Source organism: Oceanicaulis sp. (assembly GCF_965249665.1).
Lineage (GTDB): Bacteria > Pseudomonadota > Alphaproteobacteria > Caulobacterales > Maricaulaceae > Oceanicaulis.
In genome coordinates this window covers 873,843-896,596 of sequence record NZ_OZ252247.1, presented here as the reverse complement: position 1 = coordinate 896,596, position 22,754 = coordinate 873,843, and the positions used below count along the sequence as shown (strand labels likewise).

Here is a 22,754-nt window from a genome sequence, read left to right as displayed (position 1 = left end):
CGTATGAACGTCACCCGCACCCAAGCGCCAGAGTGGACCGGGCGCGTGGATCCTGAAGACGGGCCTGACGCGATCCGTCTGCATCAGCTCGTGAAACCGGACGCCAAACGCGCGGTTATCGGGTTTGCCTGCGATGCCGGGGTGAAGCGGAACAAAGGGCGAGTCGGCGCCAAGGACGGCCCCGCCGCCCTGCGGCAGGCGCTTGCAAACCTCGCAGCGCCTCAGAACGCGGTGGCGTTCTCAGACCTCGGCGATGTGACTGTGACGGGTGATGCGCTGGAAGCGGGGCAAGAGGTGCTGGCGATCACGATCGCTGACGCGCTGAGCCAGCATGACCGGCTGGTGGTGCTGGGCGGAGGACATGAAACTGCTTTCGCTTCCTTTCAGGGCTTGCGCAAACGCTATCCAGACGCCCGGATCGGCATTCTCAATCTGGATGCTCATCTGGATCTGCGTCTGCCTGGCGAGGCGGGCGGCTCGTCCGGCACGCCCTTCGCCCAGATCCGGGCGCTCGATCCTGACCGGTTTGATTATCTGTGTATCGGCTATGCCGAAGAGGCGAACACCGGGGCATTGCTCAAGCGTGCGCAAGACTGGGGTGTCGGACGGGTCTGCGATCATGACTTGATCGCAGACCCGCTGGCGGCGAACAGAGCCATATCTGATCTGATCGCGCGCAATGATCTGATCTATCTGACGATCGATATTGATGTGTTGAGCCATTTTCAGGCGCCGGGCGTCAGCGCGCCAGCGGCGCGGGGCGTGCCGCTGTCAACGATTGAGCAGATTGTGGGCTTTGCCCTCACCACGGCCGGCGCCCGTCTGGCCCTTGCCGATCTGGTGGAGCTTTGCCCCGCGCATGATCAGGACGGGGTGACGGCGAAGACCGCCGCTTTATTGGCGCGCCGTTTGTTAATGAACGTTTGAGCGCTGGGCGTGAAGCACGAGCCTTGCAGCATGCGTGATTTCTTGAATGTCGTAGGGCTTCAAAAAAACATGAGACACGCCCAAATCCTGAACGCGCTTGCATGTGCGCGCAGTAGCGTCGGCTGTGACAGCAAAGATCACGGGGCTGTCACGCCCGGATTCTCGCCGGATTGTCTCGATGGCTTCATCCCCCGACATTAGCGGCATATGAATGTCCATCATGATCAAGTCGGGTTGCCAATGCTTTGTTTTTTCTATTGCCTCCAGGCCGGACTGCGCTCTTTCAATACAGTAGCCATCCTGTTCCAGCGCCGCTTTGAGGACTTCGTAATTGCTCAGCTTATCCTCGGCGATCAGGATTTTGAGGGCCGGACCCGAAGATATCGTAGCGTGTGTCAAAGCGCGGGGCGTGCGCATTTTGGCTCTGCGATTGGATTGGCTCGCCCGGGGTAGCGGCCATTCGAACCAGAACATTGCACCTGCGCCGGGTTGGGACGTGACGCCGATGACCCCCCCGGCCATCTCCACAAGCTCTTTACTGATCGCAAGACCAAGTCCCGCCCCATCATGACGTCGGCGCTCAGACGCATCCACCTGACTGAATCTGCGGAAAATGTGCTCCTGATCCTCAGCCGCCAGACCGGGTCCTGTGTCGCAGACTTCAAACCTCATTCGATCGCCAGGCCCGTTTCTCACATTCAGTGACACCTCACCTGAGGTAGTAAACTTGATGGCGTTTCCGAGAAGGTTGATTAGAACCTGCTGCAGCCTTTTGGCGTCACCCAGGCGCATGACTGAGGGCTCTTCAGTCCAGTCCAGACTGAGCGCGAGCCCCTTTTGGGCGGCCGATGGTTCAGTGATCGAGGCTGTGGTCAGAATGAGTTCATCAAGCTGGAAGCAAGCGTGCTCCAATCTCAATTCGCCCGCTTCAATCCTCGAAATATCCAGAATGTCGTCGATCAATCCTTTCAGGACCTGACCAGACTGCTGCAAGATTTCGACATGCTTGCGCTGCTGGCCTTGAATATCAGGGCTGCGATTGAGCAGTTGGGCCATACCCAGCATGCCGTTCAGCGGCGTGCGGATTTCATGGCTCATATTGGCCAGGAACAGGGATTTGGCCTGATTGGCGGCGTCAGCGGCCTTACTGGCGCTCTCTGCCTCAGCTTGCAAATCCTCTGCACGCTTCAGCGCTTCTTCAAGCATCAGGGCGTGTTTCTTGGTGTCGGTAATATCCTGAAAGACGCCGGCCAGTTTGACCGTCTCGCCATCCTCTTTGTAGGCGATGCCGCTGGCGCGCACCCAGATGCGCCGCCCCTTTGCAGTGATCAAGGGTGCTTCGAAATCCCAGCCTGTCCCTTCTTCAATGCCTTTTTGAACCACCTCGGCGACCATGTCGCGGGCTTCCGGCGCATAAAAATTGATGGCCCCTTCGAGCGCGGGTGTGAAGCCGGGTTCTACGTCGTGGATTTTGCACGTCTGATCGTCCCAATGCACACACATTGCTTGCAAGTCGACTTCCCAGCCGCCAATTCTGGCGATTTCGGCAACATGCGCCAGGCGATCCCGGGAATTTTGAAGCTCTTCCTGAATTTCAACGCGCTCGGTGACTTCAAACGCAAAAAAGTAGATCAGCGCATCATCACCCACTGACGAATGCCACTCGATCGAGGTGTACTCGCCATCCAGGCGGCGGTAACGGTTGATGAAATGACAAACGGCTTGCCCGTTGGCCAGCGCCTGAACCGCCTTCACGGTGTCAGCTACGTCATCAGGATGAACAAGGTCGAGAAAGCTCCGGCCTTCAAGGTCAGTGTGGACATAGCCCAGAACTTCTGACCAACGCGCGTTGAGAGAGACAAAATGGCCATCAAGCGAGGCTGTGCCTATCAAACCTGGCGCATGTTTGATCAGTCTGTTCAGGTCCATCAACGTCATCCTGCGCGGGTAGACCACAGCTTGAGATGGAACAAGTAAAAACGCTACTAAGCATTCGTATGAGACGGCGTGATTGCGAGCGGTGAGCATGCGATAAGCCATATCCGGATAGCGAAACCAGACTCGCTAGGCGCACGTAACGGAACCCGCTAATGAAGAAAGGGAGTTAGAGGGTCGCTTATGAACGTTCGGCGCAATTTGCGAGTGCGCGATATCCGTGGTCTGATCGAATCTCGCCTGTGGGCGCAGATCCTCGTGGCCATGGTCGCGGGTGTCGGCATCGGATTGCTGCTCTCGCCGCAGACTGAAGGGCCGCTATCGCTCGACCCTGCGGCGGCGGAGCACCTGGCGGAATGGTTGCGCTTGCCAGGCCAGATCTTCCTCAACGTTATCCAGATGGTGGTGATCCCGCTGATCATCAGCTCGATCATTCTAGGACTGACCTCGGCGGGAGATCCGGCGTTCCTGCGCAAGGTGGGATTGCGGATTGCGCCATATTTCATCGGCACGACCACATTGGCGGTTCTGTTGGGCTCGGCGGTGGCGACCTTGATCAAGCCCGGCCGGTATATTGACGGTGAGCGGTTTTCAGACGCCGCGATGACAGAGGCCAGCGAGGCCGGGGAGGCGCTTCTGCAGGGGCCCTCCGAAATGTTGTCGGCGCCTGCCCAGATCGCCAATCTCGTGCCGGCTAATATCGATAACGCCATGCTGACCGGCAACATGCTGCAAATTGTTGTCTACGCCTTGTTCATTGGCGTGGCGATGGCGATCATCGGCCCGGACCGGTCCGAACCGCTCAGCCGATTGCTGCAGACCGTGCAGGAAGTGGCGATGAAGATCATTGGCTGGGCCATGCGTCTGGCGCCCATCGCCGTGCTGGGTTTGATTTCTGATTTCGTCATCCGCGCCGGCGTCGACGCCCTGGTGGGATTGTCAGCTTATATCGTCTCGGTTCTGATCGGGCTCGCCGCTTTACTCGCCAGCTATCTTGTCATCGTTTTGGTGTTAGGGCGTCGTAATCCATTTGCCTTTGCGGGCAAGATCATTGATGCGCAGCTTTTGGCGTTCTCGACGTCCAGCTCGGCGGCGACCATGCCGCTATCATTGCGGGTCGCCGAAGACCGACTCAAGGTTTCGCCGCCGATCGCGCGCTTCGTCATTCCGCTGGGCGCAACCGTGAACATGGACGGCACGGCGTTGTATCAGGTGGTCGCGGCGCTCTTCATCGCCCAGCTGTTTGGCGTTGAACTCTCAATCGCCCAGTTTGCCTTGCTGGTGATCACTGTTGTGGGCGCCAGCATCGGAAGCCCCTCCACGCCCGGGGTGGGCATCATCATCCTCGCCACGATCTTGCAGGGCATGGGCATCCCGGCGGCGGGCGTGGCGATTTTGCTGGGCGTGGACCGTATTCTCGACATGTGCCGCACAGCGGTGAACGTGACAGGCGATCTGACCGCCTGCGTGGTGATGAACCGCTGGCTTGAGGATGTGAAAGAGGATCCGCTGACAGCGCCTGCGCCAACGGAACAGACGGTGTCATAGAGCGAGTTTCAGCCCTTCATGGCTGGCGGTGAATCCGAGGGATGCGTAAAATCTCAAGGCGTCCTTGCGCGCCTTGTCAGAGGTCAGCTGCACCAGTCCGCACTGTTTGAGACGGCATTGCTCGATCGCCCATTCGATCATCGTGCGGCCCAGCCCGTCGCCGCGACAGCGCCTCGCGATGCGAACGCTTTCAATCTGGCCGCGCCACATGCCCAGACGCGACAGGCCGGGGATGAAGCTGATCTGCAGACATCCCGCCACGCCTGTGTCGTCTTCCAGTATGGCGAGAAGCTGATTGGAGTCGGACTGGATGGCGGCAAACGCGGACAGATAGGCTTGATCAACCGGGGTGCTGACACATTCCCGGCTCTGCCCGAGATCGTCATCGGCGAGCAGCGCAATGATTGCCTCGAGATCGTTGCGCGTGGCGCGGCGGAAGGTGAAGGGTTCAGTCGTCAAGCGGCGGTCTCCTGTGAACATAAATAGCTTCGGGTCAGCGCTTTCATGTGATGCAGATACTGCATTTGCGACCAGGCGCAGCTCTGGGTCAGCGCTTCCCAGTTGCGCACCGACAACAAGGCCCAAAGCAGGTCCGCTGCGGTTTTGGCATCGAGTTCGGGGTGCAGATCGCCGTCTCTGTCGAGGGCGTTGATCGCTGCGTCGCAGCCCTGGCGCATGGCGGTCATGCGATCACTCCAGGCCAGATCCGCCGCCTCATCGCTGGGCGCCATCGCCATCAATGCGCGTGCGACAGGATAGATGATCGGGATATAGCCGCCCCACGCCTCGATATAGGCGTCCAGCCTTTCAAGACCGGACGTGGCGGCGCGGCTGGGCGCAAGCCGGCTCGCCACATCCTCCACCTCGTCAATATGACGCGTTAGGGCGATCAGAAGCTCCGCCCGTGTCTTGAAGTGCAGATACACGGCCTGTCGGCTGAGTCCGGAGGCTTTGGCGATGTCGCTCATCCGGGTCGAAGCGCCCGTGTCGCTGATCAGCAGGGTGTGGCAGGCGTTCAAAATCTTGGTGCGGGTGTCCGCTGTGGCGGCCATTGCGAGGTCTCCGGGCGCTGAAATTTGACCACAGCTTCGATTGTGCTTGACACGGTGTCAATGGCCGCGTACTTGACATGCTGTAAACTTTACACAGCGTCAAGTGACGCAAGGAGCATGACATGACTATTATCAACGCAGTCCGCCGTGCGTTCACGCGCACTTCTCCCATCCTGATCACAGGCGCGACCGGCAAGACCGGCGCCCGTGTGGCGCAATTGCTGGCCGAACAGGGCCACCCCATCCGTTTGGGCTCACGGCGGGCGGAGATTGCGTTTGACTGGAACCAGCCGGACACCTGGACGGAGGCGCTGGACGGGGTGAAGGCGGTCTACATCGCTTATTCGCCGGATTTGGCGGTTCCGGGTGCGGTCTCGACGATCACGCGCTTTGTTGACACCGCCGCCAAGAAAGGCGTGCAACGCCTGGTGCTTTTGTCTGGCCGCGGCGAAGCTGAAGCGCAAGCGTGTGAGCGGATTGTGCTCAATAGCGGGTTGGAAGCGAGTGTGGTGCGCGCCAGCTGGTTCAATCAGAACTTCTCAGAAGGTGCGTTCGTCGACATGGTGCGCGCGGGTCAGCTCACACTGCCTGCGGGCGACACGCCTGAGCCGTTTGTGGACGCGGACGACATTGCCGAAGTGGTGGCGGCTGCGTTGACCCAACCCGGCCATGACGGCGAGATCTATGAGGTCACAGGCCCGCGCTTGATGACGTTCAAGGATGTGGCTGCCGCCCTGTCTGAAGCCACGGGCCGGACCATCGACTTCATTGAGATCCTGCACGCCGCCTTTTTGGACGGCGTAAAAGCCTCAGGAGCGCCATCCGACGTGGTGTGGTTGATGGATTATCTGTTCACCACGGTCTTTGACGGCCGCAACGCCCATGTCTGCGATGGCGTTCAGCGCGCGCTGGGACGCCCGGCTACAGAGTTCGAAGCCTATGCCCGCAAGACCGCCGCTCGTGGCGTCTGGCTGGCGGCTGAGCGGGTCTAGAGCAATGCTGGAGGTGGAGATGACTGTGTATGTATTGGCGCTCTCGGGGTTGGTTATGGCGACGGGGCTGACGGCGGGCGTGTTCCTGGCGTTTTCAGATTTCATCATGCGCGGCCTGTTTCAGGCCGCGCCCGGCGCCGGCGCGGCTGGGATGATCGGTCTGAACCGGACGGTGTTGCGATCAGTCTTTCTGACCAGCTTTTTCCTGATCATCCCGGTTGCGGTCGGACTGGTCTGGTGGGCGCCGGATACAGCGCCGAACCCTGCTCGCGGGTTGATCGGCCTGGGCGCCGGCATTTACGCCATACTGGTCTTCGGCGTCACGCTTGTAGCAAATGTGCCGATGAACAAGGCGCTTGAAGCCAGTGGCGGCGCGGAGGACGTCTGGCAGCGTTATCAGCGGGTCTGGACAGCCTGGAACCATGTCCGCACCCTGGGAACGATCGTGAGTTTTGCAGTCTTCCTGACGGCTTTGACGGTGCTGACTTGAGTGCGTCATTAAGTGTGGGTGATCATCCAGGCGACAGATTGAGTTGCATCGAGCAAGGGCGAAACCATGGACCGATTATTGACGCTGGAGGTTTTTCGGCGGGTTGTCGAATGTAACGGCTTCAGCGCGGCTGCACGGGATATGGGCGTCTCCAACGCCGCGGTCAGCAAGGCCGTCAAGGATCTCGAATCCCGGCTGGGTGTTCAGCTGATCGTCCGCACGACCCGATCTTTGAATCTGACCGATGGGGGTTCAGCCTATTACCAGCAGACTTGTGCGGTGCTGGATGCGTTGGCGGAAGCTGACGAGCAGGTGCGCGCCGAAGCCACGAGCCCGCGTGGTCGACTGAAAGTGTCGGCGCCCATGTCGATGGGATTGACGACCCTGTCTGAGGCCCTGCCGGACTTCTGTCGTCAGTACCCGGACATATTGCTCGATCTTCAAATGAGCGACGAAGTTGTTGACCTGGTCAGCGGAGGATTCGATCTGGCGATCCGGGGAGGCTTGCTGCAGGATTCCAGCCTGAAGGCGCGAAAATTGCTCGATCTGGACAGGATTGTCTGTGCTGCGCCGAGCTATCTGGAGGCCCGGGGGCGTCCCGCATCCCCGCAGGACCTGTGTACGCATGACGCTCTGGTTTTCGCCGGTGCAGACACGCCAGAATCCTGGCCGCTGTTCAGCGCTGACGGCATGCAGACTGTCACGGTCAAGCCGAGATTGAGGATCAACAACTCGATCGCCCTCAAGGCCGCTGCGAAAAAAGGTCTGGGTCTGGCGCTTCTGCCAAACGTTTATGTGCATGAGGAAATGGCCTCTGGCGCGCTGGTCGACGCTGTGCCGGGTTGGCGAGGGGAGGCGCAGGCGCTGTATGCTGTCTATCCCGAACAGCGCGCAGTCTCTCGCAAGGTGAGGGTTTTCCTCGACTTTCTGGTCGAGCATTTCAGGACACTGCAGAGCCACGATTAATATTTCACAATATGTGAAATATTAATCAACAAAAGCCCTGATTATTTTCAATTTGCCGCGCAGTATCGTTCGGCCCGTTATCACACGGGAGAGCGCCATGCGCACGCAAATCGCTATCGTTTATCATACCGGCTACGGCCATACCCGCGTTCTTGCGGAGGCTGTCGCTCAAGGAGTCGAGCGTCAGTCCGGCGCGCAGGCCGAACTGATCGACGTGACGGACATGAATGCTGAGAGCTGGGATGTGCTCGCAGCTTCAGACGCGATCATTTTTGGCTCACCGACTTATATGGGCGCGGTTTCCGGGCCGTTCAAAACCTTCATGGATCAAACCTCAGCCATTTGGCTGGCGCGGGGCTGGGCGGACAAGCTGGCGGCGGGCTTCACCGTGTCCAGTTCCCAGGCCGGCGACAAGTTCGCCACGCTCAGCCAGCTCGCCACGCTGGCGGCCCAGCACGGCATGCTGTGGGTGAGCCTCAATCAGTTGCCCGGCAATAACAGTTCGACCTCCAGCGTGGACGATCTCAACCGTATCGGCGGATCGCTGGGGGCCATGGCCCAGGCCAATAATGATCAAGGGCCCGATCTCGCCCCGCCCGCCGCCGACCGCGAAAGCGCGGCGCGTCTCGGCGCTCGGGTCGCAGAGCTGACCCAGTATATGCGCGTGGGCCGCACACAGGTCGCAGCGCCCGCCTGAGACGCTCTCGGTTCAATAATCAGCTTACGGAGGAATCTATGACACGCGTGTCACCTCCGCTGCTTTATCCGCATCGTTGTGCGCTCTTGCATCAGCGCAATCTGACCTTCCTGCGGTGTGTCTTATGATCTGTAAGGGGGAGAGGCTGTCATGCCGCGCCTGTTCGACCTGATCCTGACCGGGCTCGCGCCCATGGTCTGGGGGACGACCTATATCGTCACCACCGAGATGCTGCCCGCAGGGTATCCTCTGACCCTGGCCGTCTTGCGCGCTTTGCCCGCCGGTCTGTTGTTGCTGGTCGCCCTGCGACGACTGCCGGTCGGACGGCAATGGGGCGAGGCGGCGGTGCTGGGAGCGGTCAATTTCGCCATATTCTGGGCCTGCCTGTTCGTCGCCGCCTATCGGTTGCCGGGCGGTGTTGCGGCGACGGTGGGGTCGCTGCAGGCGCTGATCGTCATTGCCCTGGCGCGCGTGGTGCTTGAGCAGCCGGTGCGGCGTCTGGCGGTTGCGGGCGGCGTTGCAGGCGTGCTGGGCGTGGCGTGCCTGGTCCTGGGGCCCGCCGCAGGTCTTGATCCTCTCGGCGTAGCCGCGGGGCTGGGCGGTGCGGTGTCGATGGCGACAGGCACGGTGTTGAGCCGGAAATGGCGGCGCGACACCCCGCTCCTGACCTTTACCGCCTGGCAGCTGGCCGCTGGCGGGATGCTGCTGTTACCGTTCGCCTTGCTTCTAGAGCCGCCCTTGCCGCCCCTTGATCGCGAGGCGGTTGCGGGATTGCTCTGGCTTGGCCTCATCGGAGCCGCGCTGACATACGGGCTATGGTTTCGTGGCGTGCAGCGTCTTGATCCCGCTGCGGTGTCAACGCTCGGTTTTCTCAGCCCTCTCACGGCGGTGCTGATCGGCTGGTTGCTCTTGGGCCAAAGCCTCAGCCCGGTGCAGATGGCGGGCGTGGCTTTGGTGTTGGGCGGGGTTTGGGCCGGAGGGCGGTCTGCTCCCTTACGCGCGCGATTGAGCGACTAGAGCTGGTGCGTCTGGCAGAACTTTCACCAAGTGCGTCGGAATCTGAACTTTCGTTTCACGCGCCAGCGCTCCAGACTGATTGGGTATCAGACAGGAGGGCGAGATGCGGGTTGTCTTCGGGGTGCTGATCGGTCTGGGCGTTCTCGCCGGACTGATCTGGGCGGTTGCATTCCGATGGCCGGCTGAGATGTCGGGCCGTGAGCCGGCGCCCGCCATCATTATCGAAAATGCCCGTCTGGTCTCCATGGTCGCAGGCGAACCTGACGCGCTTGAAGCTCAGGATATTCTGGTGATCGGCGGGGTTATCGCTGACCGCGCGACTCATGGCGCGTTGGCGGGCGATCCGCGTCTTGAGGGCGCGATGCGTATCGATGCCGCGGGCCGCACGGTGTTGCCCGGACTGATAGACGCCCATGTGCATGTCTGGGACGTGCCGGAGCTGGCCGGGTATCTCGCCCACGGCGTCACCAGTATCCGCAATGTCGCCGGCCTGCCTGTGCATTTGCGCTGGGCGGACAGGATTGAGCGTGGCGCGCTTCTGGGACCGACGCTTCTGACGACCGGGCCGATCCTCAACTCGCCCGGCCCGAACGCCCAGCAGAACCATGTTCTGGTGATGACCGGTGAGGAAGCGCGCGCCGCTGTCCGTCGTCAGCATCAGCAGGGCTACCGGCATTTGAAAGTGTATTCGAACCTGACCGAGCAAGCGTATCAGGCTGTGCTTGAAGAGGCGCGCGGTCTGGAGCTGACCGTCTCCGGCCATACACCGGAAGGGGTGCGCGAGCCGGGTATTCCGCTGGAGCGGGAGTTCCGGATCCCCTTCATGAGCGTGCTCGATGACGGGTTTCTGACCATTGAGCATACCGAATCCATCGTCTGGCACGGCCTGCGAGGCCGTCTGAATGCTGACCGCATGCAGGCGCTGGCGGACGAGATGGCTCGAGCGGGCGTCGTGGTGACGCCCACCTTGATCGCCCATGACAATCTGGTGCGGGTGGCGGACAGCGATGGCGCTTATCTGGAACGAGACGGGGTTGAGACCCTCAATCAGCTTTATGTGCGCATTGATGCAGATGTTTACGCGTATTGGGCGCGTCAGGACCCGGCCGTTCGGGAAGAGGCGCGTCGCCAGTTCTATCGCCAGGCCACGGGCATGATGCATGAGGCGGGCGTGACGCTGATCGCGGGATCGGATGCCGGCATTTTCACCAATCTTCCAGGTCGATCGATGACGCGCGAGCTTGAATTGCTGGTGTTGTCAGGGTTGAGCCCACACGCAGCGCTGCAAACCGCGACCGCCAACGGCGCTCGTGTTCTGGGCCTGTCAGATCGCGGTCGGATCGCGCCGGGATTGCGCGCCGACCTCGTGCTGATTTCAGGTGACCCGCTGAGTGATGTGTCTGTGGTCGAGTTTCCCGATGCTGTGATGGTGAACGGGGTCTGGCTTGACCGGGCCGCGCTGGATGAGCTTGAGCACACAGCGAGCAAGGGCTCGCTCTTGCGCAGCGCCGCGAACGTCCTGCCGATCCTGCTGGGACGGCAATAGGAGCAGTTTGGCGGAATCTGCGTGTTTGCTGACTTTTCAGATTCCGCAGGCTGGGCGCAATATCAACTCATGACACGCACGGTTTCTTCTCCGCTCGCCGAGCCGCCGCTCATTCATGTGGTGATGGTCGCTTATCCCGACGCCCATGTTCTGGACATCACCGGCCCCATGGAGGTGCTCTCCGGGGTCAAGCTGTTTCGCGATGGCGGAGTGGGCGGGTATGAGCTGACCCTGGTCGCGGCTGAGACAACCCCGATCCGCACCACATCCGGCCTGTCTCTGGTCCCGGACATGAGCTTTGAGCAGGCGCGCGCCAGTGGTTTGCCTATTGATGTACTGATGATCGCCGGCGGTCATGGGACACAAGCTGCGCTCAAGGACCACCGCTTGATGGCGTTTGTGGTCTGGGCGGAACAACAGGCCAAACGCGTGATATCGATTTGCACCGGGGCTTTTATCCTCGCGGAGCTGGGGCTTCTGGACGGCAAGCGCGTCGCAACCCATTGGTGGTGGTGCCCCGTGATGGCGAAACGCTATCCCGAGGTCGAACTGGACGCTGATGCGATCTACATCCGCGACGGCAAATACTGGACCTCGGCCGGGGTGACCTCAGGCATGGATTTGGCTCTGGCGCTGGTGGAGGCGGACTGGGGACACGACATGGCGCTCAAGGTGGCGCGCTATAACGTCATGTACATGATGCGTCCGGGCGGTCAGGCTCAGTTCAGCGCCCAGCTGGTCGCCCAGCAGGTGGAAGACGGCCCGATCAACCGTACGCTTGAGTACATCCTTTCAAATCTCACTGATGAGTTGAGCGTGACACAGCTCGCCACATTGGCTTGCATGTCCGAGCGCAGCTTTGCACGCAAGTTCAAGCGAGAGACGGGGGAGACTCCCGCCGCTTATGTGGAGCAGGCCCGGCTTCAGGATGCGCGGGTGCGGCTCGAGCAATCAGATGACACGATAGATATCATCGCGCTCAAATCAGGCTTCGGAGCCGCGGAGCGTATGCGCCGGGCGTTTCATAAACATCTCGGGGTGACCGTGCGATCTTATCGCGATCGCTTCCGCTCGAGCCGTGTGGGCGATGATGCGTAAGACGAGGTCATATCTCATGGCCATGGGCGACACGGATTTCCGCCCAGGTGTTGGACCAGTCGCGCAGGGCGTACAAGACAGGTCCCAGCTCTTCAAGCAGGGCCGTGGGTTTGTAGCCCTGATCTGTGCTTTCCAGCAAAAGCGTGTCTTTCAAAAGCGCCAGACGCTGATTGAGTACGGTGGGCGAAATCTCGTCGCACTGGGCGCGCAGTTCGCGAAAGGTCAGCGGGCCGTTGCGCAGCTCCCAAACGATGCGCAGCACCCATTTCTGACCCAACACATCGAACAGGGCCAGGACGGGACGCGAGGTTTCGGTCAGTTTCGCCACAATTTCACCTCGAAATGGTCATTTGCGCTACGGAATGCGTAGCGATATGGTGTGCTACACAATACGTAGCAGCGGGCGCCCGAATCTGTAGGGCGACATTTTCAGGGGCCACGCCCCGCACTGGTTGGTCAACCCTTCCGCTCGAACACCGGAAGACCGGGAGAGCGGAAACTTCAGGAGACGCCAAGATGGCGCACACCATCCTCAGGACGATTGTCCCATCCTTGCCCCGAGGCGAAGCCGCCTTGCGGGCCGCAGGATTCGCCTTGCTGTTTTTGACCCTGACCCTGGCGCTGATGATCCCGGGAGGACCTCTGGTTCTACGAGATTATTCCTATCTCGAGGGCGTCTGGGCGGCAGGCTTTGTGCCTTTCCTATTGGCTGCGACCCTTCTTGCCGGTGTGTCCGGTGCGGGATTGATTTGCAAACAGGACTGGGCGGTCATGCTGAGCCTGTGTGTCGCCGCCGCCTATCTTCTGCTGATGGCGGTCCATGTGCACCATGGCTGGGCGCTGGCGGAGAGCCCGCTGTACCAGGTGATCAGCCTAATCGAAACTTTTGACGCTCTACCCGCCTTCGCGGTGGTGGTGCTTGTCATCAGAGGGCGCGTGTCCGGCGCGGACGCCGCTTAACAACCCGGCCCGACAGGGGGCCATTTTCAGGAGAAACATCATGAAACGCAGTTTGACTGCGCGCACGGCTCTGTGCGCGTTGCGGGGCGGTTGCGCCCTATTGGCGGGGGGCGTTGTGGCGCTGGCCTTGGGGGCCTGTGCGGGCGGAGGGGCTGATTATGCCCCGGTTGTGGATGGCCCCCGTTCGGTGGCTTACCAGGCAGATCTGCAGGCCTGTCAGGCGCTGGCCCGTGAACGCGCCCTGATAAACGCCGACACGCGAACCGACATGGCCCTTGGCGCTGGGATCGGTGCGCTTGCCGGATTGGCCGATGATGATGTCAACGATACCGAGGGCGCTTTGGCGGGCGCGCTTGTAGGGGCGGCGGTCGGTGGGATGAGCGGGGCGCTCGAAACGCGCGATGAACGCCGTCAGATGGTTGTGGAGTGCTTGCGTCTGCGCGGGCATCGCGCCATCGGTTGACGCCTGCAGCGGCTCTGGAGGGCGGACGTGATCTCGTCTTCCAGAGCTGTCTTCTTTGAGATGACAGACTGCCGTGAACGCGGGGAAAACGGACGGCGCATCTTGCTCATCCAGCGGGCCGCTGATACGCAATCGGCATGGCCCATTCTGCGATTATTTCCCCTTCGATTCTCTCGGCTGATTTCGCCCGCCTTGGGGAGGAAGTCAAAACTGTTGACGCTGCCGGCGCCGACTGGATCCATATTGATGTGATGGATGGGCATTTCGTGCCGAATCTGACCATCGGCCCGTCTGTTGTAAAAGCCCTGCGCTCCTGGTCAGAAAAGCCTTTTGACGTGCATTTGATGATCTCTCCGGTGGACGCCTACATCGCCGATTTCGTTGAGGCTGGCGCGGACATGATCACAGCTCACCCCGAAGCGGGGCCGCATTTTCACCGCACCGTCCAGTCCATCAAGAATCAGGGCGTGAAAGCAGGGGCTGCGCTCAATCCCGGAACGTCGCTGGATTGCATCGATTATGTGCTGGACGAGCTCGATCTGGTCTTGATCATGAGCGTCAATCCCGGCTTTGGCGGACAGAGCTTTCTCGGCTCCCAGCTGCGCAAGATCGACACGCTTCGCAAGACCATTGACCGTCGCGGCCTGGACACGTTGATTGAGGTGGATGGCGGGGTGAACCCGCAAACGGCCCAGCAATGCCTGGCCGCTGGTGCAGACGCGCTGGTTGCCGGATCGGCTGTTTTTAAAGGCGGTCCGGACGCCTACGCCAAGAACATCGCCGCCTTGCGGGGCGCATGAGGCTTTGATGAAACGCCAGGCCAAGACCCGCGAACTCGCCGCCGCACTGGCGTTGCGCGGTCGCCGGGAGCTGTCAGACCTTCTCAACGCCGCGCCGCCCTACCGCTTGCTGACGCAGAACCAGCGGGCGCCTGAGAGTCTGAGCAAACCCCCTCGAACATTCGTCAAAGGCGACAAGGCCTATGGCGCAGCTTTGCTGGGCGGCCGGTTCGCCCTGGCCGGCGAGATCGTCGAAATCCCTGACGAGGACTCTGTCTGGGATCGCACGGCTCCTTCCAAGCGCTTCGCGGAAAGCCTGCACCGTTTTGACTGGCTCATCGACCTTTTGGCGGTTGAGGACCCTGAAGCGCCGCTGATGGCGCGTCGGCTGGCGGATGATTGGCTGACGCGATTTGGCAAGTGGAACTGGTTCAGCTGGGAGCCGCATATTCTGGAAGGACGTTTGTGGGCCTGGATGATGGCGAGCGAAACGCTCTTCTCCACGGACGATGCGCATGCGCCCAAACGGCTCAAATCTGCGGTGCGGCAGACATTGCGGCTGTCGCGCTGTTTGTCCCTGATGCCGCAGGACAAGGCGCGGCTGTTTGCAGCGATCACCTTGCGGCTGGCCGTACTGACGCTGGACATGCCGGCAGGTCTGCAAGCGCGGGCGCAGGCTGCTCTGGATCATGAGCTGGCCGCGCAACTCTTGCCGGATGGCGGACACGCCAGTCGCAATCCGCGCGTCACTGCGGATGTTTTGATCGCCCTTGTGGTGCTGGATCAGGCGGCTGACGCGCGAGGCGTCGCCTTGTCCGATGAAGTCAACCGCGCCATGGACCGGGCGGCGGCCTTCATCCGGTTTTGCCGTTTGCCGGGCGGTGGACTGTGCGTGTTTCATGGCGGCGATGAAGGCGATTCCCGCGCTATTGAAACAGCGCTCAAGCATGTAGGCGGCGGCGAGGGGCGCGGTTTCAATGTTGCGCCGCATAGCGGGTTTAACCGCGTGCAAGCAGGCGGCGCCGTGCTGATCATGGATTCTGCGGGTCCGCCCAAAGGGCCGCACTCCGCTGATGTCCACGCGAGTGCGCTGGCGTTTGAATTCGCCGCACCGGGCGGTCGGCTTGTGGTCAATTGCGGCTGGTCTGAGGATCAGCCGCGCACCTGGCGTGAGGCCGTGCGCGCAACGGCGGCGCATTCAGTCCTGACGCTAGAAGAGACCTCTTCGACGCGGCTTCTGTCACAAGGCTGGCGGCGATCACTTCTGGGGCCACGCGTCGCGTCAGGGCCGGAGCCGGTGAAGGCCCGGCGTAACGAAGAGGATCTGGGCGTCTGGCTGGAAGCCAGCCATGAAGGCTATCGGCGTGAGTTCGGATTGTCATTGCGTCGACGCCTGTTTCTGGCGTCCGACGGCGGAGATCTGCGCGGTGAGGACAGCCTGTTCAGACCTGTAGAGGACGGAGCGCCGGACAATCCTGAACTGCGCTACCGCTTCTCTATCCGCTTTCATCTTCATCCCAGTGTTCGCGCGTCGCTTTCAAGGGATTCCTTGAGCGCACTTCTGGTTGCGGGTAATGGTGATGGTTGGCGCTTCCGGACCGATGGCGGTCCGGTGCGTCTGGAACGGTCTGTCTACCTGGCGGCCGGGGGGAAGCCTGAGCGTTCGACCCAGCTCGTCGTCTCGGGCGAGGCCGAGCCCTATGGCGGCGGCGAACGCCCTCCCAACCGGGTCAGATGGGCGTTTCAGCGTTTGGGTCGCGTGGGGGCGGCGGGTTAAACATGACGGGCGGATCACAGATCGAATTCGCTGTCGCAGGGGGGAGCCGGCGATATGAGCGATAAACCTGAAGAGGCGGTTCAGTCGCCGTCCGCGATGAGGGGCGTAGCGCTGACCACCAGCCTGGTGCTGCTCTATGATACGCTGGCGGCGGCGTGCGCCATGTTCGCCAGCCTCGTTATCCGGTATCACTTTACTGAGTACAGTGAGCCGCCCGGCGCGCTGGAATACCTGGCGACGGCTGTGTTCGCTCCGATCAGCGCGGCTGTCTTTCTGGGGCTCGGCGTACACAGGGGGTTGTGGCGCCATATGTCGATGCCGGACCTGTTGCCGATCATTCAGGCGGTCCTGCTGTCACACCTGATTTTCTTGCCGGTCTTCTTCGTGATGAACCGGCTGGAGGATTTTCCGCGCTCAACCTTCGCATTGTCCGCGCCCTTGCTGGTCTTCTTGCTGGTCGCGCCGCGGGTGGCGGCGGCGGCCTGGCGTTCGGGCGATTTGCGGTCTCTGGTCCAGCGCGGAGATGAAAGCGCTCCCATGGCGGTGCTTATCGGCGCCCGCGAGCATTTGGCGGATGTTCTCAAAGCGCATTTGCGCCGCGCATCCGGTCCGAGCTTCCGGTTTCGGGCGCTTGTGGAGACCGAAGGCAAGGCGGGCGGCCGGGCGCTTTACGGCATTCCCATCGAAGGCGGGCCTGACAAGCTGACGCGCGCGGTTCTGCGGGTGAAACGACTGGCGGGCGATGGTGCGGTGCGCATCGTGCTGGCCGATCCCATGCCCGATGCGACCTTGGTCAATGAAGTGGCGCGTGTCGCTGGACGCACAGGGGTTCAGCTGAGCCGCGCCCGGGGCGGCAATGGCGCGCGAGGGTTCACTTCGGTTGAGGCGTCAGACCTTCTGGCTCGCCCGCCGCGCGCACTGTCGCGCGATGGCGCGCGACGGCTGATTGCCGGCAAACGGGTCCTGGTCACGGGCGCAGGCGGCACGATTGGCTCCGAGCTGGTGCGTCAGGCGGCGGCTTTGGGGCCGGAGCGTCTGGTTTTGCTCGATTCCGCCGAACCCAATCTCTACGAAATCGACATGGTGTTGCAGACCATGACGGACGCGCCCAGCTGGCGGTCGGTTCTGGGCGACATCAAGGACCGCAAGGGCCTTGATGTATTGATGGCCGAGGAGCGCCCCGAAGTGGTGCTGCACGCCGCCGCGCTCAAGCATGTGCCGCTTATGGAGGACAATGTCTCTGAGACCGTCCGCACCAATCTGATGGGCACCCGCAATGTGGTGGAAGCCGCGGCGGAGGCAGGGGTGGAGGCCGTGGTCTCGATCTCGACCGACAAGGCGGTGGACCCCAGCTCGATCATGGGCGCCAGCAAGCGGGCGGTGGAGCTGTATCTGGCCGCCGCCGCCGACAAGGTCGAGCCCATGAAGCTCGCCTCCGTGCGTTTTGGCAATGTGCTGGGCTCTGCGGGCTCGGTGGTGCCGTTGTTTGAGCGTCAGATCGCCGAAGGGGGGCCGGTGACGGTCACCGACAGCGACACCACGCGGTATTTCATGACGGTGGAAGAAGCCGCAGGCCTGGTTCTGGAAGCGGGCGCCCAGGCAGGCGCGGTGGGATTGACAGGCGGCGACATCTTCTTGCTCGATATGGGTGAGCCGGTGCTGATTTCACGATTGGCGCGGCAATTGATCCGGTTGCGCGGGCTTGAGCCTGAGCGCGATGTGAAGATCGTCTTCACCGGATTGCGCCCTGGTGAAAAGTTGCACGAAGCGTTGACCCACGCTTTTGAAAGCGTCTCTCCGGCGGGCCCGCCGGGCGTGATGCGCATTGAAACGCCGGATCTCGATCTGACGCGGGTGGACTCTGCGCTTGAACAATTAATCGCCGCGGCGCAACGCCGCGATGACGATCAGGTCCGAAACCGGCTCAATCTGGTGATTGAAGCTGGCTGGCCCGAGGGTGTCGCGGCGATCAGTCAGACGCTTCCCGCCGCGCGTGACGCGTGATAATGGGGCCGTCTTCGTTCCTGGCGTAGATTGGTGAGCGCCGAATGGGAGGACGTTTCCATGGATGCTTCTGGCCTCGCCCCGCTCAAGCGGGCTCTGATTTCTGTTTCCGACAAGACCGGTCTCGCCGAGCGCGCCGCCAAGCTGGCTGACGCCGGGGTCGAGCTCTTGTCCACGGGCGGCACCTTGCAGGCGCTCCGTGATGCGGGCCTTGAGGCGCGCGACGTTTCCAGCGTCACCGAATATCCTGAAATGATGGATGGCCGGGTGAAAACCCTGCACCCGCGCATTCATGGCGGCCTTCTGGCGCGCCGGGATAATGAGGATGACCTCGCGGCGATGGCCGAGCATGGCATCCCTCAGATCGACCTGCTGGTGGTCAATCTTTATCCGTTTGAAGAAACTGCACGCTCCGGCGCCGATATCGATGCCTGTATCCAGAAAATCGATGTGGGCGGCCCGGCGATGATCCGCGCAGCGGCCAAGAACCATGACCATGTGGCGGTCTGCACCGATATGCGAGACCTCGACAAGGTGCTTGAGGTGATGGCCGAACATCATGGCCAGACCACGCTGGCCATGCGTCGGCATCTGGCCGGCAAGGCGTTCGCCCGCACCGCCGCTTACGACAGCGCGATCGCCGCGCGCTTTGAACCAGAAGTGGAAAAACCCGCCCAGAGTTGGTTCACCATTGGCGGACCGCGGCTTGAAAAGCTGCGCTACGGCGAGAACCCGCACCAGGATGCGGCGCTCTATCAGGCGCCTGAGCAGCGTCCAGGCGTGGTCTCTGCACGCCAAATTCAGGGCAAGGCGCTGTCTTACAACAATCTCGCAGACGCCGATGCGGCGTTCGAGCTGGTCAGCGAGTTTGATCCTGAAGAGCGCGCCGCTGCGGTGATCATCAAGCACGCCAATCCGTGCGGAGCAGCGGCGGCGGATGATCTTGCAACGGCTTATGAGCGCGCCTTCGCAGGCGATCCCATTTCAGCTTTCGGCGGCATCGCCGCCTTTAACCGCACACTGGACGCCAAGACGGCGGATGCGATCACCAAGATCTTCACCGAGGTCGTAATCGCGCCTGATGCCGACGAAGCGGCGCTGGACATCCTGTCCTCCAAGAAAAACGTGCGTGTGCTTCTGACGGGCGCACTGGCGGATCCCACCCAGCCGGGCTGGACCACCAAAGCGGTTGCCGGCGGCCTGTTGGTGCAAGAGCGTGACACCGGCCATGTGCTGGCTCAAGACCTGAAAGTGGTCACCAAACGCGCGCCTTCCGAAGGCGAGCTGGCGGACATGCTGTTCGCCTGGCGCGTGGTCAAACACGTGAAATCCAATGCAATCGTCTTCGCAAAAGGCGGCACGACCGCAGGCGTCGGCATGGGCCAGACATCTCGCGTGGAAGCGGTGCGCCTGGCGGCCCGCAAGGCTGAGGACGCCGCCAAGGAAAACGGCTGGGACGCACCGCGCACAACAGATTCCGCCTGCGCCTCAGACGCCTTCTTCCCCTTCCCCGACGGTTTGCTGGAAGCGGCCAAAGCCGGTGCGCGCTGCATTATCCAGCCGGGCGGATCGGTGCGGGATGAAGAAGTGATCGCCGCCGCGGATGAAGCCGGTCTGGCGATGGTCTTCACCGGCATGCGTCATTTCCGTCACTAAATGCGATTGACGCTGTGATCTTGGCGTTCGCCTCTGATGGTCTTAGGTCTTGTATCATGATCATCAGGGGCGAGCCTTCATGGACAAGCTGATCTGGGTTCTGGCCGTTGTAGGCGCGGGCGTTTTGGCATTTGCGCTGCACATCGCCTGGTCTTTGTATCGGCGCTTGCGCGGCCAGCATCTGGCGCGCAAGCCCTTCGCTGATCATGTCGCTTTTCTAGAGCCTTATGTGCGGGTGTCCTATCCGCCCGGCGATGGACCGTTTCCAGCCGTCTTGTTGTTTCATGGCTGTGGCGGCGTACGCCAGGTGACTGAAAATTACGCCGCGCTGGCGGTGAAGTCCGGCGTGGCGGCTGTGATTGTGGACAGCCTTCGGGCCCGAAATATCTCGTATGAAGAAGCGCTGGCCCAAGTGTGCACGGGGCACAGGCTCTGGGGCCGTGAACGGGCGGCTGATGTTTACGCCGCGCTGGACATTGTGCGCCGCGATCAAAAGATTGACCCCGAGCATCTGGCGCTGGCGGGGTGGAGCCATGGCGGTTGGACGCTTCTGGACGCGCTGACCCTGGCGCAGATGAAACGCCCGCCTGATGGGCTGGCGGACGGGCCGGGACACCCGTTTTCCGGCGTCACAGGCGTCTTCCTCGTCTATCCTTATGTCAGCGGTCCGTCATTGGCGGTCCGTAATGACTGGTTGCCCTCTATTCCGATCGAAGCGGTTCTGGTGGAACGCGATTCCATGGCCAGCGAGGCGGACGCGTCGGTCGTGTTCATGCGCGCGCGGCAGCATGGCGCGCCGGTCAGCTGGTCGGTTCTGGGCGGGGTGACACACGCATTTGATGAGCCCGACCATCATCCGGACTCAACGCTGCGGTATGACGCGCAGGCGACCACGGAGACACAAGGCCGGTTCGTGGATTTTCTCGACCGGCGGCTCGAAAAGGGGCTTACGCGCCCAAAAACCGCGTCCTGAAATCCACAATTCATCAGTATATGACGGTCATGTAACCCTTCAGTGCTGAAGGAACGCTTTGATTTTGCGCTCATCCCGTTAAGGTCTGCGGCGACTTTGTGTTCGGGGAGCGACACCAATGGAAGTATTCTACGACATCGTTGATCAGGTCAGCGGATTCATCTGGGGCGGCCCGATGATCCTGCTCCTGCTCGGCACCGGCCTTTATTTCATGATCGGGATGCGGTTCCGGCCCATCCGTCGCCTGTTCCCGGCCTTTGGAGAATTGTGGGCCGGCCGCAAAGGCAAAGGCCAGGGCGACATTACGCCGTGGCAGGCGCTGTCGACCGCGCTGTCGGGGCAGGTGGGCACCGGCAACCTGGCCGGCGTGGCCACTGCGATCACGTTGGGTGGCCCCGGCGCTGTCTTCTGGATGTGGATTACCGCCATGATCGGCATGGCCGCTGCCTACTCTGAATCGAGCCTGGCCGTACGCTATCGTGAAACCCACAAGGATGGCCGGGTCCATGGCGGTCCGATGTACTACATCAAGAACGGCCTTGGGAAATGGTGGATCTGGCTGGCGGTCGTGTTTGCGATTGGCACTCTCTTCTCTGCGCTTGTGACCGGCAATATGACCCAAGCCAACTCGATTGCCGTGTCTGTGACCTCTGCGTCGGGTGGGCTGATCCCGACTTGGGTCGCCGGCCTTTTGATCGCCGGTTTCGCCTTCATTGTGATCATCGGCGGCATCAAATCGATCGGTTCAGTGGCCGGTAAGGTCGTGCCATTTATGGCCGTCATCTATCTCATCATCGCCATGATTACCTTGATCATTAATGTCAACGCTCTGCCGAGCGCCATAATGATCATCTTTGAAAGCGCCTTTACTGGACACGCGGCAGTCGGCGGCTTTATCGGCGGGGCCTTTATCGCTGCCACCCGATATGGCGTGGAGCGCGGTCTGTTCTCCAATGAAGCCGGTCAGGGCTCGACAGCTATCGCCCACGCAGCGTCTCAGACCGACAGTCCTGTGCGTCAGGGCGAAATCGCCATGGTCGGGACTTTTATCGACACCATGGTCATATGCACCATGACTGCGCTGGTGATCCTGAGCGTACAGGGCAATTTCTACCATAACCCGGCTCTGACAACGCTGAAGATTTGCGAAGCGCAGGGCGTAGACAGCATTGATCGCACGCTGATCGGTGAGATGCCGCGCGCCATGGGCACTTCGGCCGATGACCGCGCCGCCGCGCGTGCGGCCACCGCTGAGCGGGCTCAGGCTGCGATCAGTGCCTGTGAAGTTGCGGTTGCTGAGGAGACAGTCGTGATTGACGCTGAGGTGCTGAACGCCGCTCGCACCGCTACAGTAGAGGATGTTCGTATGCCGGTTGAGCGGGCCTGGATGTCTGATGCTGAAGCCTCGGCCGTGACCACGGCGGTTTACGAAGAAAGCCGGATCCCGTTTGGCGGCATTCTGATCGCTGTTTGCCTGGCGCTCTTTGCCTTCACCACGATCCTGGGCTGGGCCTACTACGCTGAACAGGCGCTCACCTTCCTCGTCGGGGACTGGGCGACGGTGCCGTTCCGCTTTCTCTGGGTTGGCGCGACATTCATCGGAGCAATCCAGCAAGTCGACTTCATATGGCGACTAGGCGGGATTGCGAATGCGGCCATGGCGGCGCCCAACCTGATCGCCATCTTGCTGCTGTCAGGGGTGGTCTTCGCCTACACTAAAAAGGCGGACAAAGAGGGGCAGGGGTCCAACCCGTCGATGGTTCAACCTGGCGACAAGCCGGGCGAGTAACCGGCTCGACCTGTCCGAGATCAACCCCTGGCGCCTGGCGTCGGGGGTTTTTCTTTGGTGGTATTCAGGAGGATGGCGAAGAAGG

Annotated in this window: 21 protein-coding genes; 17 read left to right on the top strand and 4 right to left on the bottom strand. The window is 61.5% G+C overall.

The genetic code is table 11. From position 1 onward, the window contains the following. Nucleotides 1-3 precede the first annotated feature (3 nt). Complete coding sequence (gene hutG / locus ACP154_RS04210; RefSeq protein ID WP_421856387.1) at nt 4-927, top strand: formimidoylglutamase; 924 nt, start codon at nt 4-6, stop codon at nt 925-927. On the opposite strand, the gene ACP154_RS04205 is transcribed toward hutG, so the two are convergent. After that, nucleotides 913-2,955, bottom strand: a complete 2,043-nt coding sequence (locus tag ACP154_RS04205) for an ATP-binding protein (RefSeq protein ID WP_421856390.1) — start codon at nt 2,953-2,955, stop codon at nt 913-915. The two genes, hutG and ACP154_RS04205, sit on opposite strands and share 15 nt — an antisense overlap. Nucleotides 2,956-3,045: 90 nt before the next feature. Here ACP154_RS04205 and ACP154_RS04200 point away from each other — a divergent pair, with 90 nt between their 5' ends. After that, entirely contained in the window at nt 3,046-4,410 is a 1,365-nt protein-coding gene (locus ACP154_RS04200; RefSeq protein ID WP_421856393.1) for a dicarboxylate/amino acid:cation symporter, read from the top strand. Here the strand turns inward: ACP154_RS04200 and ACP154_RS04195 are convergent. Both ACP154_RS04195 and ACP154_RS04190 read right to left on the bottom strand, forming a co-directional pair. Further along, entirely contained in the window at nt 4,405-4,890 is a 486-nt protein-coding gene (locus tag ACP154_RS04195; RefSeq protein WP_424993766.1) for an N-acetyltransferase family protein, read from the bottom strand. The two genes, ACP154_RS04200 and ACP154_RS04195, sit on opposite strands and share 6 nt — an antisense overlap. Further along, complete coding sequence (locus tag ACP154_RS04190; RefSeq protein ID WP_421856399.1) at nt 4,866-5,462, bottom strand: TetR/AcrR family transcriptional regulator; 597 nt, start codon at nt 5,460-5,462, stop codon at nt 4,866-4,868. The genes ACP154_RS04195 and ACP154_RS04190 overlap by 25 nt, the downstream gene beginning before the upstream one ends. Before the next feature lie 122 nt (nt 5,463-5,584). Between ACP154_RS04190 and ACP154_RS04185 the strand changes: the two genes are divergently transcribed. The 7 genes from ACP154_RS04185 to ACP154_RS04155 all read left to right on the top strand — a co-directional run bounded on the left by ACP154_RS04185 (nt 5,585) and on the right by ACP154_RS04155 (nt 12,268). Continuing rightward, nucleotides 5,585-6,454, top strand: a complete 870-nt coding sequence (locus tag ACP154_RS04185; RefSeq protein WP_421856402.1) for an NmrA family NAD(P)-binding protein — start codon at nt 5,585-5,587, stop codon at nt 6,452-6,454. Between the two features lie 19 nt (nt 6,455-6,473). Beyond that, a complete protein-coding gene (locus tag ACP154_RS04180; protein ID WP_421856405.1) occupies nt 6,474-6,944 on the top strand; it encodes a DUF1772 domain-containing protein in 471 nt (156 codons plus the stop codon). A gap of 66 nt (nt 6,945-7,010) precedes the next feature. Then, complete coding sequence (locus ACP154_RS04175) at nt 7,011-7,910, top strand: LysR family transcriptional regulator (protein ID WP_421856408.1); 900 nt, start codon at nt 7,011-7,013, stop codon at nt 7,908-7,910. Between the two features lie 97 nt (nt 7,911-8,007). Further along, nucleotides 8,008-8,607, top strand: coding sequence for a flavodoxin family protein (locus ACP154_RS04170; RefSeq protein WP_421856411.1), 600 nt, complete (start codon nt 8,008-8,010; stop codon nt 8,605-8,607). A gap of 150 nt (nt 8,608-8,757) precedes the next feature. Beyond that, nucleotides 8,758-9,624 (top strand): EamA family transporter, encoded by an 867-nt coding sequence (locus ACP154_RS04165; protein ID WP_421856414.1) that lies wholly within the window; start codon nt 8,758-8,760, stop codon nt 9,622-9,624. Between the two features lie 103 nt (nt 9,625-9,727). Further along, the gene (locus ACP154_RS04160; protein ID WP_421856417.1) at nt 9,728-11,170 is read left to right on the top strand and encodes an amidohydrolase family protein; all 1,443 of its coding nucleotides are present in this window, start codon (nt 9,728-9,730) and stop codon (nt 11,168-11,170) included. Between the two features lie 69 nt (nt 11,171-11,239). Then, nucleotides 11,240-12,268, top strand: a complete 1,029-nt coding sequence (locus ACP154_RS04155; protein ID WP_421856420.1) for a GlxA family transcriptional regulator — start codon at nt 11,240-11,242, stop codon at nt 12,266-12,268. Nucleotides 12,269-12,275: 7 nt separating this feature from the next. On the opposite strand, the gene ACP154_RS04150 is transcribed toward ACP154_RS04155, so the two are convergent. Beyond that, nucleotides 12,276-12,596, bottom strand: a complete 321-nt coding sequence (locus tag ACP154_RS04150) for a winged helix-turn-helix transcriptional regulator (protein ID WP_421856423.1) — start codon at nt 12,594-12,596, stop codon at nt 12,276-12,278. 188 nt (nt 12,597-12,784) lie between these two features. On the opposite strand from ACP154_RS04150, the gene ACP154_RS04145 reads away from it, so the two are divergent. The 8 genes from ACP154_RS04145 (at nt 12,785) to ACP154_RS04110 (ending at nt 22,669) form a co-directional block, all read left to right on the top strand. Further along, on the top strand, nt 12,785-13,228 hold the full coding sequence (locus ACP154_RS04145) for a hypothetical protein (protein WP_133724198.1): 444 nt from the start codon (nt 12,785-12,787) through the stop codon (nt 13,226-13,228). Between the two features lie 40 nt (nt 13,229-13,268). Then, on the top strand, nt 13,269-13,691 hold the full coding sequence (locus ACP154_RS04140; RefSeq protein ID WP_421856426.1) for a glycine zipper family protein: 423 nt from the start codon (nt 13,269-13,271) through the stop codon (nt 13,689-13,691). A 137-nt stretch (nt 13,692-13,828) separates the two neighbouring features. Beyond that, nucleotides 13,829-14,491, top strand: coding sequence for a ribulose-phosphate 3-epimerase (gene rpe, locus ACP154_RS04135; RefSeq protein WP_421856429.1), 663 nt, complete (start codon nt 13,829-13,831; stop codon nt 14,489-14,491). A gap of 7 nt (nt 14,492-14,498) precedes the next feature. Beyond that, on the top strand, nt 14,499-16,247 hold the full coding sequence (locus ACP154_RS04130) for a heparinase II/III family protein (RefSeq protein WP_421856432.1): 1,749 nt from the start codon (nt 14,499-14,501) through the stop codon (nt 16,245-16,247). Nucleotides 16,248-16,301: 54 nt separating this feature from the next. After that, a complete protein-coding gene (locus ACP154_RS04125) occupies nt 16,302-18,251 on the top strand; it encodes an SDR family NAD(P)-dependent oxidoreductase (RefSeq protein ID WP_421856435.1) in 1,950 nt (649 codons plus the stop codon). Between the two features lie 60 nt (nt 18,252-18,311). Continuing rightward, nucleotides 18,312-19,907, top strand: a complete 1,596-nt coding sequence (gene purH, locus ACP154_RS04120; RefSeq protein ID WP_421856438.1) for a bifunctional phosphoribosylaminoimidazolecarboxamide formyltransferase/IMP cyclohydrolase — start codon at nt 18,312-18,314, stop codon at nt 19,905-19,907. A 79-nt stretch (nt 19,908-19,986) separates the two neighbouring features. After that, nucleotides 19,987-20,880, top strand: coding sequence for a dienelactone hydrolase family protein (locus ACP154_RS04115; RefSeq protein ID WP_421856441.1), 894 nt, complete (start codon nt 19,987-19,989; stop codon nt 20,878-20,880). Nucleotides 20,881-20,998: 118 nt separating this feature from the next. Then, nucleotides 20,999-22,669, top strand: coding sequence for an alanine/glycine:cation symporter family protein (locus tag ACP154_RS04110; RefSeq protein ID WP_421856443.1), 1,671 nt, complete (start codon nt 20,999-21,001; stop codon nt 22,667-22,669). Nucleotides 22,670-22,754 lie beyond the last annotated feature (85 nt).